A 14474-nucleotide genomic window follows, 5' to 3' on the forward strand; every position below is an offset into this window, starting at 1 on the left:
TCCCCCCTCTTCTCTCCGACGTGTCAACTCAGGTTCAGCGTAGGACCTTGAATTTCTGGCTGGTGTAGACCTCGGTGTGGGCGGGATTGCTCGGGTCTCCCAGGGGCTTGAGTGCGCTCAGGCGCAGGCTGTAGACGCCAGCCGGAGCGTCCTTGCCGCCTGTGAGCTTGCCGTCCCATTTGAAGAGGCTCAGGGCGTCACAGGAGTCGCTTTGCTTGGAGAGATCGTTGGTGCAGTTGCGGGCCAGATACTCTTCCTTCGCGAGGGTATCGACGACCGCGCCGTTCCCATCGAGTAGATCGAAGGTCAGGGTGCGGACCTGGTGTGCGAAGTTGGCAGCCAGATAGGGGGCGTCCATGACCGTGTCCTTGGTGCCGTCACTGTAGGTCACTTCTACCGGCTTGAAGGTGTAGTCCGGCATCGTGGTGGTGGCGGCACCTTCAGGGTAAAGGGCGTCGTCACCGTCGTCGGCCAGCAGGGGCGCATTGTATTTCGTGCCGCCGATGATCAGATCGCCCAGTGACTGCAAGCTCTGGTAATCGCCCTTGAAGCCAGCGTAGGGAACAACCAGACTCGGGCTGGTGGTGCTGACCAGATTGACGTAGCCGCCGTACTGGGCCTTGTCGGGCGCAGCGGCAGGCGGGCTGACCACCACGTTCAGTTCGACCTCGCTGAAGGGCGGGACAACAACTTCCACGCCAGCATCGGCGTCCGCGTTCTTGCCATTGATGGTCATGGTGGCGTAACTCTGATTGGGTGTGGGGGCCAGGGTGGTTCCTGCCACGGTCAGGGCCGGATAGTTGAAAGCGGTGTAGACCTCGCGGCGCGCGCCGGTGTTCTTCAGCACGATCACCTTGTTGCGTGTGGCGAAGGCGGCACTCTCGCCCAGGCTGAGCTTGCTGGGGGTGGCGCTGACCGTGTTGCTGTATGCGCCAACGATGTTCACCATGCCCGCACCCTGACGCTGCACGTAGTCAGGCAGACCAGTCAGAAGTGTGCCGTTGTTCAGGTACCAGCGCAGCGAGGCCGTGTTCATCAGCAGGCCGCGCATATCCTTGGGCTGGGTCTTGGGGTAAGCCTGGAGAATCAGGGCCACCGCGCCAGCAACGTGCGGCGACGCCATGCTTGTGCCGCTGAGAACCGCGTATCCGCTGCCATCGCCCGCATTCAGGGGGTAGGTGCTGTAGATGTTCCCACCGGGCGCGCCGATATCAGGCTTGAGTTCCAGCTCGGCAGACATCCCGTAGGAGCTGAAGCTGCTGCTGGCGTTGGCCGTGGGGTTGGCGATGGTCAATTGGCCACCGTCGAACGTCATGCTGACCCCTCCAGCGATCAATCCATCGATCTTGGCCCCATCGACATCGCTGACGGAGACCACTGGGATGGTGATGGGCGGGTCGCCCTCAACCGTGGGACTGATGTACCCGGCGGCGTTGTTGTACAGGACCATGGCGCTGGCTCCGGCCTTCTGGGCGTTGGTGGCCTTGATGTAAAAGCTGCAAGTTCCCCGGCGGATCAGCACGGCCTTGCCGGTCAGGCTGTTGGCCGCATAGGGATCGCAGCCGTCGTTGGCAACGGTAGGGCTGCCCTTTGGCCCCTTGGTGATGGGCAGCGTCGTGCCTTTCTTCGGCGCGGGCGCGCCTGTGGCAGGGTAATAACCGATCTTGCTGCCATCCGAGAGGGTGAAGGCGGCCAGGTCGACCTTGACATTATCCACCGAGGCCACCGAGATCACGCTGTCGCCCATGGTGGGGCCGCCCATGCTGTACTGGCCGTCCCCGCCGCTGTTCCCGGCAGAAGCGACCAGAATGACACCCTTCTTGATCATGCGGTTGCCCGCCTTGGCCAGGGGCGTCTCGGCCCAGTCGTCGAAAGCCGAACCCAGGCTCATGTTCACGACCTGCATGCCGTCCTTGACGGAACGCTCCATGGCCTCCAGGATCACGTCGTCATAGGAACTGCCCTCGCAGCCGAAGACGCGGTATGCACCAAAGCTGACTTCGGGAGCCACGCCCTTGAAGCCGTTGGAGGCGACATTGCCGCCGACGATCCCGGCCACATGCGTGCCGTGGCCCGCACAGTCGTCGGGATTGTTGTCGGGGACTGGGACGTATTTGCCGTCCTTGCCGTAGTCGTCGCCCACGAAGTCGTAACCAGCCACGATCCGGCCCTTGAACGCGGGGTGATCCACGTCGATCCCGGTGTCGATCACGCCGACCTTGACACCCTTGCCGGTCAGGCCCAGCTCATTCTGTGCGATGTCCGCGCCGGTCATGCCCTTGGCGTAGTACATCTCGGGGGCTGCCAGACTGTTCGGGCTGATCGTCGTCCGGGGAGCATCGACACGGCGAACCGGATAGACGCCGATCACACCGGGCATGCGGGAAATGCGGTTGATCTCCGCCCCGGTGGCCTCCACGCTGAAGCCGTTGAACAGCGTGTCGTAGCTTTGCACCTCGGTGTACTTGATGCCCTGTGCCACGGCCTGCGCCCGGAAGCCAGTTTGCTGACCGCTCACGCTCTGGGCGGTCAGGCCAGTCGGGTCGCCAGCGAGTTCGACGAACCATTTTCCTGGAGTCTGGCTGGTGTTCCGCAGGCTGGACGGCATCTTGATGCCCTGCTGGCCGCTGCCCATGCTGGGCGTCGTGGTGGCGCTCTGTCCGCAGGCCCCGAGAACCAGCGACAGGCTGAGGAAGGCAAGGGTCTTGATGGTCCTGTTGGTCGTGTTGACTTTACTCACAGTGGTACTCCTTGGCATCCGCAGGCACTCAGCGGCGCGTCAGCGCGATCTGATAGGTGTTGGTGGGCTTGTCGTCCTTGGCCTTGGGATCGTCGTGGATGTCGAAGCTGGTCAGGGCCACGTAATAGGTGCCTGTGGTGGGCACGTTGAAACGGATCTCGGATTCCAGGTCTGCGCCCCCGTCATCGTCCTTTTCCAGCACCGTCTTGCCGTCGGCCAGCAGAATTTCCACGTAGGGGTCCAGCGTACTCTTGGCGTCGACGCTTGTGCTCTTGACCGTCAGCTTGAGCATGTCGCCCGCCGTGGCCGTGAACTTGAAGTAGTCCATGTCGCGGTCCTGGCCGCCGATGAAGCCGCTGATCGGCGTGCCGATGTTCAGGAGGGTGGACGCCGCCACGCTGTCGTTGGGTTCATTGGGGTCGATATCAACTTTCACAGTCGCGGTGGCTTCTGCGCTGTTGCCCGCCGCGTCACTGGCCACCGCACGGTAGGTCAATGTGCCGGAGGCCGTGCCGGGCACCGTGTCGGTGACCGTGTAGGGGGCCGTTGTGTCCTCATTGACCAGAGTGGTGCCCCGGTAGAAGCTGACTTTGAAGACGCCCACATTGTCGCTTGCGGTGGCCGTCAGGGTCACGGTGTCGCCGGGCTGCACGTTGCTGGGAGACGCCGTCAGGGTGACGGTGGGTTTGGTGGTGTCGCCGGACTGAGGCGTCTCCGAGCCTCCACAGGCCGTGAGCAGTAACCCGGTGAGGGCCAGAAGTGCGAGGGGTGAGGTCCTCTTCATGTGATCTCCTTGAAGCTGGACTCCAATGCGTGGGGTCCGTCAGGTGAAAGGCTGATAAGCGTCAGGTTAAGGCGGCAGCCGGGCAGGACCCCACGGGGCTTTCTCCTGGGTCTGAGGGCTTGAACCGAGATCAAGCTGTTTGTAGGACGGGGGCAAGATAGCGCGTGGTTTCCAGGTGAGCAACCCCTGCTCAGGTTCTCATCATTCGGGTCTCACGGAAAAGTCTGCCAGGAGCATGCTCACGGTGCCGATCATCCTGCCCGGAATTACGCAAACGCGCCCGAACCTGAATGACACAGGGGTTCGGGCGCGCTGTCAGAAGGAAGAAGCCTTCAGGAGAGGGGCTTTATGAAAAGCTCAGTTGGTTTTGGCGAGTTTCAACTGGTACTTGTTGAAGGGGCCGCCGTCATCGCCCGTGGCGGTGGCAATGTTGTAGCTGGTCACGGCCAGATAGTAGGTGCCTGCCGCCTTGATCGTGAAGGTCACCTCGGAGTCCGAGTCGATCCGGGGGTCGCCCCGGTCATCGTTGTCGGCCAGCGTCTTGCCGTCCGGGCCGAGCAGGAAGAGGTAGGAGTCGAGCGATCCACCCAGTTGACCGGCAGCCAGGACGTCGGCCTTGATCTGGTCGCCGGCGGCAGCGGTGAACTTGAAGACGTCGAAGTCGTCGGGCGTGCCGTAGATATAGGCGGTCTGGGTGGTCTGACCGTAGGCGATGGCCTTGGCGGTGTCCAGCGAGTCGTTAGGCTCGTAGGGGTCCACCGGATTGAAGTTCGGCGAAGCGGCCGTCAGGGTCACGTCCTTCATATCTGGATTGACCCGCGTGGAGCCGGAGGTCGCGGTCAGGCTCCCGACATAGGTTCCCCGGTCGTCTTGCAAGCCGCCGGTAATGTTCAGGTCTGCTCCGGCCACGTACAGGTCGTATTCACCCGGCGCGATCTCGGCGAAGGTGGCGTTCCCCTGGGCGTCGGTGGTGGACAGGTACAGCGGAGTGGGGTCATCGGTGGCCCCGGCGCGCATGCCCTTGCCGCGCAGGATCACGTCACCCAGCACACCGGGCTTCTGACCGCCGCTGTCGGCGTAGGTCACGTTGATCTTGACGTTGGCTCCCTTGGCGGGCAGCTTGTCGCAGGACGTCAGGGTCTTGGCGATGTTTCCGGCGTTCAGTGCGCCCCAGCCGGTGTCGCGGTCAAAGCCGGTGGGGTTGGAGCCGATGGTGTTGTTGGCGGTGGTTTCCAGCACGCGGCGCACCTGGAAGGGCGTGGCTGCCGGGCATTTCTGGTAGACCAGCGCGGCCACCCCGGCGGTGTACGGGCTGGAGAACGAGGTGCCGGAGATCAGTTCGTGCCCGCCGCCCAGCCAGGTGGGGTTGGCCAGCATGGTGTCCTGCCCGGGGGCCGAGGACGAGATGTGACGGCCCATGGTCGAGAAGGTGGTCCTGCGGTTGCTGCCGTCCAGCGCGCCCGAGGCGATCACGCCGGGCAGGGCGGCGGGGTACTGGAACTCGTCGTAGTAGCTGTTGCCCATCGAGGCCACCACGGACGTGCCGTTGCTCATGGCATAGTCGAAGGCGTCCTTGACCGCTCCGAAGCTGGTGCCGCCGCCCCAGGAGTTGTTCAGCACCCGCGCGCCGTTGTTGGTGGCCCACACGGCCCCAAGCGCGATGTAGAACGAGGAGTAGAACTCGTTTTCGGTGGTGGCCGCTGGGTTGATCACCACGGGCATCCACTTGGCCCCTGGCGCGACGCCCACGATGCCCTTGCCGTCTTTGACCGCCACGATGCTGGACGCCACGAAGGTGCCGTGCGAGGCGAAGTTGCTGGCGGAGTCCTTGACCCATTCGGCGGCGTTCGTGTACACCTTGTTCAGGAAGGGATTGTACGCCTTGCCCGCCCAGTTGGCGGCCAGATCGGGGTGAGACACGTCGCCGGGATCGTCCAGCACGGCCACCACCACGCCGGTCCCGTCCAGGCCAGCGTCCCAGGCGGCCTTGGCGTTCAGGTGGCGTGGGTCCAGGGCGTACTGCGGCAGTTCATCGAAGATCTGATCCTTGGAGGCGGCCTGGGCGTTCAGGCTGGCTGCGCCCTGGACGGCAGGCAGTGCTTCGCCCGTCACGATCTGGTTGGGCTGGGCGTAACGCAGACCGGGCAGGCGGAAGGCCTGCGAGCTGACCTTCAGGCTGTCGCCGCTGACGCGCAGCAGGGCCACCCGGATCTCGGGGATCGTCGCCACCACGGTGGCGTTCAGGGTGGTGGCGGCCCGGCTCAGGCTGGCGTCGTCGGTGTAGCCCACCATCAGCTCGTTCTGGACATACTTGAGCTTGCCGCTCTGGGCCACCGTGGCGTGTTCGCTGAGATCGGCCTTGGGCGTGGTGGCCACCGAGGTGGTTCCAGGAGTCTGCTGTCCGCAGGCAGCCAGGAGGGCGGTGAGGGCCACCACTCCGAGGGTGCAGTTGAGGTTGTGCCGGGAGGGTTTGTGCATGAATGCTCCTTGGAAGCGCGGGAAAGCGCCGGAAGTAGGAATGCGCTGAAAGACGGGGCGCACCTTGACTCTGTTCTGAGGGCGGTTCTGGTGGTCAACTCCGGTGCGGTGAACCTGCGGTGGGCACGGCCCTGGTTCACCCGGCGCTGGCCACCCTGGCGCTTATTTCTGGCCCGTGACGAAGTCGAAGTTCTGGTTCAGGGGACGTGTGGCTGGAATGGGCTGGGTGGTGCTGCTGGGCCAGGCGTACACCGAGTAGGCGCTGACGCGGTTTCCCTCTGCGGGCAGGTACTTGTAGGCGTAGCCCGCGTACATCTGCCACTTGTAGGGGCGCAGCGATTGCAGGGCGGGAATCCCCAGTTCGGTAAGGGGAATGCTGACGCTGTGGGCAGCGCTGTCCACCGGGAGCCGCTTGGGCTTGCTCTTGTCGAGGACCCCAGCCGTATCGGTGTAGACGGTGTTCTTGGTCAGGCCCGAGGTGTAGACCAGCGTCTGGCCCACGGCAACGCCGTTGCCTGCATCTCCGGTGCCCTCTTCCACCCGGAACAGGCCCAGGGTATTGGCCACTGCCGGATTGCCGGGCATGTTGTAGCCGTTCAGGTTGTACAGGTCGCGCAGTTGCAGGTTGTAGCCCGCGCCGTCCGCGCCAATCGCCAGTTGTGGGCTGCCGATCACGAAGGTGGGGGTCAGCGACACGCCCGTCGTCTCGTCGCCGGGGGCCAGCAGTTTGGGCGTGAACGCGGCCAGCGGGGTGGTCTGGGTGGTGTTGCTGGCGGCGGTGTTCGCGCCGCGCGCCACGACCCGGTAGGTAAAGGTCTTGCCCACGCTCAGATCGGCGCTGTTGTCGCGGTAGAAGAAGGGACGGGAGAGCTGGTTGGCCGGGCATGACGCGCTCGTGCCGCCTGCCACGGTGCCCACCTTGTTGAAGGTGGTGCCGTCTGCCGAACGCTCGATGTCGAAGGCGAAGGGTGCGGCGTCGGCATTGCACCAGCGCAGTTCCACGAAGACGCCCGATCCGTTAGGGGCTGCGTCGCCTATGGGCGTAGTCGCGTCCGCGCCGGGCAGGCTGTACGGCTGGGTCCAGGAACCTTCCTGTTTGAGGGTATAGGCAATGGCGGCGGCGTTCTTGGGGGCCGTCACGGTTGCGGCAGCCTCCTTGGCCGTGTTTTTCAGGGTGATCGGCACGAGGTACAGCGAGTAGTTGTAATTGTAATCGACGACCAGAACTTCCAGATTGAGCTTCTCGCCAGCGGCGCTGCCGAAGCCCTTGATGAAGTTGGGGGTTTCGGCGCTGGGCAGGGTCACGGCCCCGGACGTGGGCGGCGTCAACAGGTCCTGCTGCGGAGTGAAGAACCATTTGCCGTCCAGCGACGATCCGGCCACGCTGCCGGAGCCGGGCGTGCGGCCCAACTGGGCGTACATCACGCGTACCGGTCCCACATGGTTGGAGTCGGCGGCCCCGGTAATTTTAAAGTCCACCGTGTCGGTGAAGGTGGTGTCTGCCAGCGGCGTTTTGCCGTCGGCGCGCGTCAGCACCAGTTTGGCTCCGTCGGTTGTGGCGCTGGTCTCGAAGGCTGGCGGCTGGATCATGCGGACCTTGACGGTCCCGTCCGTGACCACCAGACCATGCAGATCGAATCCCGCCAGACCTGCCTTGCGTGCCTGGAGATCATAGGTTCCGGCGGGCAACTGCGGCGCATTGAACGTGCCGTCGGCCCCGCTGGTCACCGTGCTGTACGTCTTGCCGCCAGACATCACGGTGATGGTGCTGCCCGCCACCGGCGCGCCGATGTTCTGATCGACGACGATGCCCTGGATCACGCCCTTGCCCAAGGGCACACTGGTCACGCTGACCGTGGCGCTGGCTTCCGCGCTGTTGCCCGCCGCGTCGCTGGCCACCGCGCGGTAGCTCAGGGTGCCGCTCGCTGCGCCGTCCACCGTGTCGGTGACCGTGTAGGGGGCCGTGGTGTCCTCGTTGATCAGGGTGGTGCCCCGGTAGAAGCTGACCTTGAAGATCCCCACATTGTCGCTTGCGGTGGCCGTCAGGGTGACGGTGCCGCCCGGCTGCACACTGCTGGGCGAGGCCGTCAGGGTGACGGTGGGCTTGGTGGTGTCGCCGGGCTGAGGCGTCTCCGAGCCTCCGCAGGCCGTGAGCAGTAACCCGGTGAGGGCCAGAAGTGCGAGGGGTGAGGATCGCTTCATGTGATCTCCTTTAGACCAGTCTCTGGATGGCTTGAGTGGTCAGGTGGGTGCCTGTGGGCAGCGCAGAATGAACACAGGCCAATGAACGCGGCGGGGCGTTCGGATGAGACTGTGACGCTTGATGATCGGTATCAAGCTGTTTATGGGACGGAGGCACGATAGCGCGTGACGTTCAGGTGAGCAAGCGCTTTCAATGGTCTCATCTTTGGTCCCCCGAGAGACCCTGGCAAATGCAAAATTGATTTTACGCAAACTGTACGCATGCCAGCTTCAGCGAACCCTCGTGCGAAATGATGGATTCATGAATGGCAGGGCTGCTTCTCACCCGGACGCCGCTTATCCTGGGACCATGCGTAAGCTTCTGCCTGGTCTCCTTCTTCTTCCCCTGACGCTGGCTGCCTGCGGGCAACAGGAGGTTAAGGCCCCCGCCGACTACGCCCTGAGCGGCAGCATCGGCGGCGATTGGGGCGTGTCTCCCCGGCTGCGGCTGGCGCTGGTGGGAACTGGCGTGCCGGTGGCCGTGACCAACGACAGCGCCATTGCCCAGAATGTGGTCGGCACAGGGACAAACTCCTGGCAGTACGGCTTCGATCTGCCGAACATTCCCGGTGTGGCGGGCGTGTATCAGGTGGTGGCCTATAACGACGCCAACAACGACGCGCGCCTGAGCCTGGGCGAGACGGTGGCGCGCAACCGCCTGTGGCTGGTCTTCAGCCCGGCGGGTGGTACGTTCGGCCCCTTCGAGCTGCCCGACAACTGGCCCGGCGGCGGGACCGAACTGCTGCCCCAGATGACCGTCTCGCGCGGCTGGAACCTGTTTGACCGTTCTCAAGTACTGGGAGACGGCAACCCGCGCGCCGTCGGCAAGATCGTCGGCTACGACATCAGCCGCTGATCCGCCTGACAGATGCTGAAGACGATTTCGGGGCCGTAACGTCGGTCCTGACGCTTTTCTTGTGGCCGTCTGCGTCTAGCCTGGAGGCATGAAAACACCCGCTCTCCTGTTTCCACTTCTGCTCGGCGCGGCTGTTCTGAACGCGCAGGCCGGGGCACAGTCCGCCGCCGCCCTGGCAAAGGTGGACGTGGCCGATATGGGCATCCAGACGGCCCGCGAGAAAAAATATCCCGGCAGCGCCCTGAAAGTGCTGACCAATCTGCGTGCGGGGGGCAACTACTCGCGGCAGGTGGTGTCGTATCAATCTGGTGGCCTGAGCATCCGCGCCCTGCTGACTGTTCCCACGGGCACACCGCCAAAAGGGGGCTGGCCCGCCATCGTGTTCAACCACGGCTATGTTCCGCCGAACGTCTACCGCACCACCGAGCGCTACGTGGCGTATCAGGACGCCTTTGCCCGCGCGGGCTTCGTGACCCTCAAGAGCGACTACCGGGGCCACGGCAGCAGCCAGGGCGAGGCGCTGGGCGGTTACTACTCCCCCGGCTACACCGACGACGTGATGAACGCGCTGGGCAGCCTCAAGCGCGACGGGCGGGTGAACGCGGCGCGCATCGGCATGTGGGGGCACAGCATGGGCGGCTTCCTGACCCTGCGGGCGATGGTGATCGCTCCCGGCGATATCAAGGCCGGGGTGATCTGGGCCGGGGTGGTGGGCGATTACAACGCCATGATGACCCAGTGGAGCAGTCCGGTGCCCGCCAGCATCCCGCAGGGCGTGCTGAACCTCCGCAAGACGGCGGTGGCGAAGTACGGCACGCCCGCCAGCAATCCCAAATTCTGGAATTCCCTGAGCGCCAACAGCTACCTTAAGGACCTGAAAGGCCCCATCCAGCTTCACATCGGTACGGCGGACGAGGACGTGCCGGTGGTCTTCCACACGGCGCTGAGCAGGGACCTCAAGGCCATCGGCAAGCCGGTGCAGAGTTACGTCTATCCGGGCGACAACCACAACCTGTCCCGCAACCTGCGGACGGCCCTGAACCGCAGCGTGCAGTTCTTCAAAGAGCATCTCTGAACCCATGCGACGACTGATCAATTTTGCCGTCCTGCTGCTGGTGCTGGGCGCGGGTTACATCGCCGTGACGCAGCCGGAGAACCTGCCATTCAGGGTGCCGTGGCAGGTGCAGACGGCCCCGGCTCTGCCACAGGCGTCCCCTCCGCCTCCCGATACCACCGTGCAGGCTGGCCCGCTGGGAAGGGTCACCGACACGGCCATCGAGAGCCTCGTGGCCCGCCAGTCCATCAGCATTCCGGCACTGCGGGCGCGCGAGTATCCGGGCAGCAAACTCAGCGTGGTGCGGAATCTCAATCCGGGGGGCAACTACAGCCGTCAGGTAATTTCGTATCAATCGGACGGTCTCAGGATCTTTGCCCTGCTGACCGTTCCACGCGGCACGCCGCCGCAGGGGGGCTGGCCCGCCATCGTGTTCAACCACGGCTATATCCCGCCGGACGAGTACCGCACCACCGAGCGCTACGTGGCCTATCAGGACGCCTTCGCGCGGGCCGGGTATGTCACCCTCAAAAGCGATTACCGGGGCCACGGCGACTCCGAGGGCACGGCCCGTGGCGGCTATAACGATCCCGGCTACACCGTGGACGTGCTGAACGCCGCCGCCAGCCTCAAGGCGGACCCCCGCGTGAACCGGGCGCGCATGGGCGTGTGGGGGCACAGCATGGGCGGCCAACTGAGCCTGCGCGCCATGCTGGTGGACCCGGACCTGAAGGCCGCCTCGCTGTGGGCAGGGGTGATGGCCAGCTACGACATCCTGGCCACCGACTGGAATCCCCCCAGCGGCGAGCAGAAGCCAACGCTGGACACCCTCAACCGCCGCTACCTGCGCGCCCTGAGTCCCAACGCCTACCTGCAAGAGCTGGACGGGCGGCCCCTCCAGCTTCATCAGGGCACCGCTGACAAGGACGTGCCGTACAGCTTCCAGAAGGACTTTGCCGATGATCTGCGGGCCGCTAGGCAGCAGTTTACGGCCTACAAGTACCCTGGCGACAACCACAACCTGAGCGGCAATCTGCGGCTGGCCCTGGACCGCAGCGTGGCCTTCTTTAAGGAAAATCTGTGACGCGGTGGCCTCTGCGCGCCGTCGTGGAGGCCTAAAATGCATCTGTCACAGCGTCTGTGAACCAGCAGGCCAGCTCTCCCTATTTCGGACATACCCTGCCTCTTTTGGCCGAAGCGCACCCGCACAACCTCTGCCCATTGACGTGGCCCCCGTGCTGGGCTATGATTCTCGCCGTGCTGAAAAGCACCCCTTGAAAGGGCGGCGGACACACTAGAAAAAAGTGAATGCTGAAGGTGTGGCCCCATCGTCTAACGGTTAGGACACTACCCTTTCAAGGTAGCGATACGGGTTCGAATCCCGTTGGGGTCACCAACTTGAGCCTCCGCCTCGGCGGGGGTTTTTGCTTTGTATATGCGCTGTCTATCGCGGTTTTGCGGGCGCACGTTGACACCCCGCCGCGCCCTTGCTAGATTAACTGCCGCCTGTTCGGTTACGGACACGCGGAAATGAGTGGTGTGCGGGTGTAGCTCAGTTGGTTAGAGCGCACGCCTGATAAGCGTGAGGTCCCCAGTTCAAGTCTGGGCATCCGCACCAAACACAAGAGAACCCCGTTCAGTACGGGGTTTTTTCGTTTTCAGAAATCCAGCCCGGACACCGGAAACGCCTGCATAATGCCCGTAAGCGTGGGGTCATCCACGCCGAAGCGTGAGGTCAAAAGGGCCGAAGCGTGGGGTCATATGCACGGCGGGAAGGGGTGATTATGCACTTCACGCTGGCACAACACATTCAGGATTTTCTCATGGGCTGTCGTCAACGTGGCCACAGCAAGGCCACGCTCTCGGCCTACCGGACCTCGCTGGACAAGTTCACGGCCTACGCGCAGGCCGCCGGGGTCACACGTGCCGAGGCCGTCACGCGCACCTTGTTACGCAACTACGCCAGCTCGCTGACCGAGCAGATGAGTCCTGGCGGCGCACACGCACGGCTGCGCCCACTCAAGACCTTCTTCCTGTGGCTGGAGGCCGACGAGGTCATCGAGAAGTCCCCGATGCGCCGGGTGTCGATGCCCAAGCTGCCGCGCCAGATTCTGCCTGCCGTTGAGCCGGAGGTTGTCGAGCGCCTGATGGAGACGGCGCTGGGGAACCGCCACCCCCAGCGGGACCGCGCCATCATCGCCGTGCTGTACGACACCGGCCTGCGGGTCTCGGAGCTGTGCGGCCTGCATCTGGACGACATCGAGCCGGGGGGCCGCCTGAACGTCCGGCAGGCCAAGGGCAGCAAGGACCGCATCGTGCCGATTTCGCGGGTGGGCCTTAAGCACTTGGCGCGCTATGTCCAGACGGAGCGCCCAGCCAGCCTGCTTCCCAACGTATTCCTAACCCTGCCTGACGCTGCCGTGTGCCGCGACACGGTCAAGCAACTGCTGGCCCGGCTGTGCGTGACTGCTGGAACGGCCACCTACAGCCCTCACACCTTCCGCCGTGGCTTCGCCGTGAACTACTTGCGGAACTCCGGGGACGTGTTCACGCTTCAGCGCATCCTCGGCCACGCCTCGCTGGAGATGACTAACCGCTACGCCGTGCTGAATACCGAGGACCTCAAAGACGTTCATCGCCGCGCCAGTCCCATGAGCGCGTTGAAGTAAACAGCGCAGGCTACGCCACCTCGCCCCAACATCGCCGCACTGAACTGAATAGCTGCGCGGCGATGGGCGAACCTCGATGAAGGAGAGGAGAACTCCATGAACGACAAACAGCGCACCGAAGACACGCGGCGTCTCACCCTGGGACTGCGCCACAACTTCACGCAGATTCAGTATTCCTGGGAGTACCCGAAGCGGGCCTATGAGCATGTGTCCGTCCCCGCCCAACTCGTGATGACGCTTCTGACCTTTGTGGCGCTCACGCCGCTCGAAGAGATACTGGACTTCCTGGCCGAGGATTCGTTGATGCCACGCATAAAGCAGGAACTTGATATCCCAGACCTGAAGCTGGACCACCCCGATGGTCTAGCGGCCAACCTGGCGCAGTGGCGTGCGGCCATCGGCTCCGGGTGCGTCGAGATGGTCATGACCCCCGATTCCCGCCGCCTACTGGCCGGGCTGCGGGCCTGGATACCAGCCACAGCAGACGGGACTGCCTGGGAGATGACACTGGACATCGAGCGTCTGGCGGGCATCGTGCGCGGGCTGGTGGGTGCGGCCTTCTACTGGGGCTTACCGTTGTCCCCATCAGACGGCCTTTGACTGGGTGGGCAGCCAGCCGAGCCAGTTCTGGAACGGCCTGAACGGACAGAAGGAAGAGTCGGGATGAACAGTGATGGTGGGCTTCCAGTAGGCGCTGGGTAGCAGGTAGAGGTGGCTTAGCGCCTCTCCCGACAGCACCGCCAGTGCAAGGATGTCGGCGTCTCGTCGGTAATCCTTGCTGTATTGATATTGGTTGTGGTTGGAGCCTCGCAGGGCAGGCAGCTTGACTTGTGCTGAGCCGCCAGCCCTGGGCGTCATCACCTTGACTTCCACCCGCACGTCACCAACATGGAGGTCAGCGGGTGCGCCAGGCTTAGCGAAGGCCACTGTCACCCCCTGCCCAGTGAAATAGTCGGCCACCAGCTGTTCCCCGAGCTTGCCCCGGTTGTTGCGTTCGCAGTTGCTGCCGAGTCCTAGTGCCTTCTTATGACGCTTGACTGTGGCAACGCTGATTCTGAACTGCGTGGCAAGCTCAGCGTTGTTCGCGCCACCCGCGTGGGCTGCGTAGAACTGTGGGATGTCGATGTGCCTTATATACATAGTGTGACCTCCAGAAAATGGATATCCGCCCGGCGTGTGCTGGGCGGAAGAGAGAGGACTGGGTTGTGGAATGGACAGAAGGAGAATGGGAACCCCCAATAGAAATCTGTTCACTTGTCAGTTTCAACATCAAGGGAAGCTACGCTGCAAGCCCTAACAGCGTCTAACATCTTCGGGGTTCGCTCAAGAACGTGAGTAGGGTTACATAGACTGCAAGGACGTGGTGAAGGCAGAACAGACCCTGAAAGCCGCGAGTAGCCCGGCACATCGCCCCAAGGCAACGTCAGGCTGTGAAACCACGAGAGTTTCGCTGGAAATCGCGGCGCAGCCGCCCCGGCTTTGCCGGGCAACCCACTGCTAAAGCTGAAGCAGCAGTGATGTTGGCTGAGGAAGCCTTGTGGGCAGGCGGTCTTCGAGGTAAGTGCGGGGGCGGGGGGGGGCCTTACAATCCCTCTGCCTGCGGTGTTGGGGGGCTGCGCGTGAAGAGGAGGGGGATGTAGCCCTCCTCATAC

10 protein-coding genes and 2 tRNA genes are annotated in these 14474 nt (G+C 63.8%); 7 read left to right on the top strand and 5 right to left on the bottom strand.

The features are described from left to right. Positions 1–34 precede the first annotated feature (34 nt). From BOO71_RS28995 to BOO71_RS00405, 4 genes are all read right to left on the bottom strand, one after another. Positions 35–2740, bottom strand: coding sequence for a S8 family serine peptidase (locus tag BOO71_RS28995; protein ID WP_303046695.1), 2706 nt, complete (start codon positions 2738–2740; stop codon positions 35–37). Positions 2741–2768: 28 nt separating this feature from the next. Further along, positions 2769–3524 carry an Ig-like domain-containing protein gene (locus BOO71_RS00395; protein ID WP_075830021.1) on the bottom strand — a complete coding sequence of 252 codons (756 nt, stop codon included), beginning with the start codon at positions 3522–3524 and terminating at the stop codon, positions 2769–2771. A 357-nt stretch (positions 3525–3881) separates the two neighbouring features. After that, positions 3882–6002, bottom strand: a complete 2121-nt coding sequence (locus BOO71_RS00400) for a S8 family serine peptidase (RefSeq protein ID WP_075830022.1) — start codon at positions 6000–6002, stop codon at positions 3882–3884. Between the two features lie 162 nt (positions 6003–6164). Continuing rightward, positions 6165–8204 carry an Ig-like domain-containing protein gene (locus tag BOO71_RS00405; RefSeq protein WP_075830023.1) on the bottom strand — a complete coding sequence of 680 codons (2040 nt, stop codon included), beginning with the start codon at positions 8202–8204 and terminating at the stop codon, positions 6165–6167. Between the two features lie 349 nt (positions 8205–8553). On the opposite strand from BOO71_RS00405, the gene BOO71_RS00410 reads away from it, so the two are divergent. From BOO71_RS00410 to BOO71_RS00440, 7 genes are all read left to right on the top strand, one after another. Beyond that, positions 8554–9099, top strand: a complete 546-nt coding sequence (locus tag BOO71_RS00410; protein ID WP_075830024.1) for a hypothetical protein — start codon at positions 8554–8556, stop codon at positions 9097–9099. Between the two features lie 88 nt (positions 9100–9187). Next, on the top strand, positions 9188–10174 hold the full coding sequence (locus BOO71_RS00415; protein ID WP_075830025.1) for an alpha/beta hydrolase family protein: 987 nt from the start codon (positions 9188–9190) through the stop codon (positions 10172–10174). Between the two features lie 4 nt (positions 10175–10178). Further along, positions 10179–11237 (top strand): alpha/beta hydrolase family protein, encoded by a 1059-nt coding sequence (locus tag BOO71_RS00420; protein ID WP_075830026.1) that lies wholly within the window; start codon positions 10179–10181, stop codon positions 11235–11237. A 237-nt stretch (positions 11238–11474) separates the two neighbouring features. Continuing rightward, positions 11475–11549 (top strand) — tRNA-Glu (locus tag BOO71_RS00425). Between the two features lie 145 nt (positions 11550–11694). Beyond that, positions 11695–11771: transfer RNA gene (locus BOO71_RS00430), tRNA-Ile, on the top strand. A gap of 166 nt (positions 11772–11937) precedes the next feature. Beyond that, positions 11938–12822, top strand: coding sequence for a tyrosine-type recombinase/integrase (locus BOO71_RS00435; RefSeq protein WP_083652804.1), 885 nt, complete (start codon positions 11938–11940; stop codon positions 12820–12822). Between the two features lie 96 nt (positions 12823–12918). Next, positions 12919–13422 carry a hypothetical protein gene (locus BOO71_RS00440; protein ID WP_075830027.1) on the top strand — a complete coding sequence of 168 codons (504 nt, stop codon included), beginning with the start codon at positions 12919–12921 and terminating at the stop codon, positions 13420–13422. Here the strand turns inward: BOO71_RS00440 and BOO71_RS00445 are convergent. After that, the gene (locus BOO71_RS00445; protein WP_075830028.1) at positions 13408–13962 is read right to left on the bottom strand and encodes a hypothetical protein; all 555 of its coding nucleotides are present in this window, start codon (positions 13960–13962) and stop codon (positions 13408–13410) included. The genes BOO71_RS00440 and BOO71_RS00445 overlap by 15 nt on opposite strands. Positions 13963–14474: the final 512 nt, after the last annotated feature.

The organism is Deinococcus marmoris, assembly GCF_001949125.1.
Taxonomy (GTDB): Bacteria; Deinococcota; Deinococci; order Deinococcales; family Deinococcaceae; genus Deinococcus; species Deinococcus marmoris_A.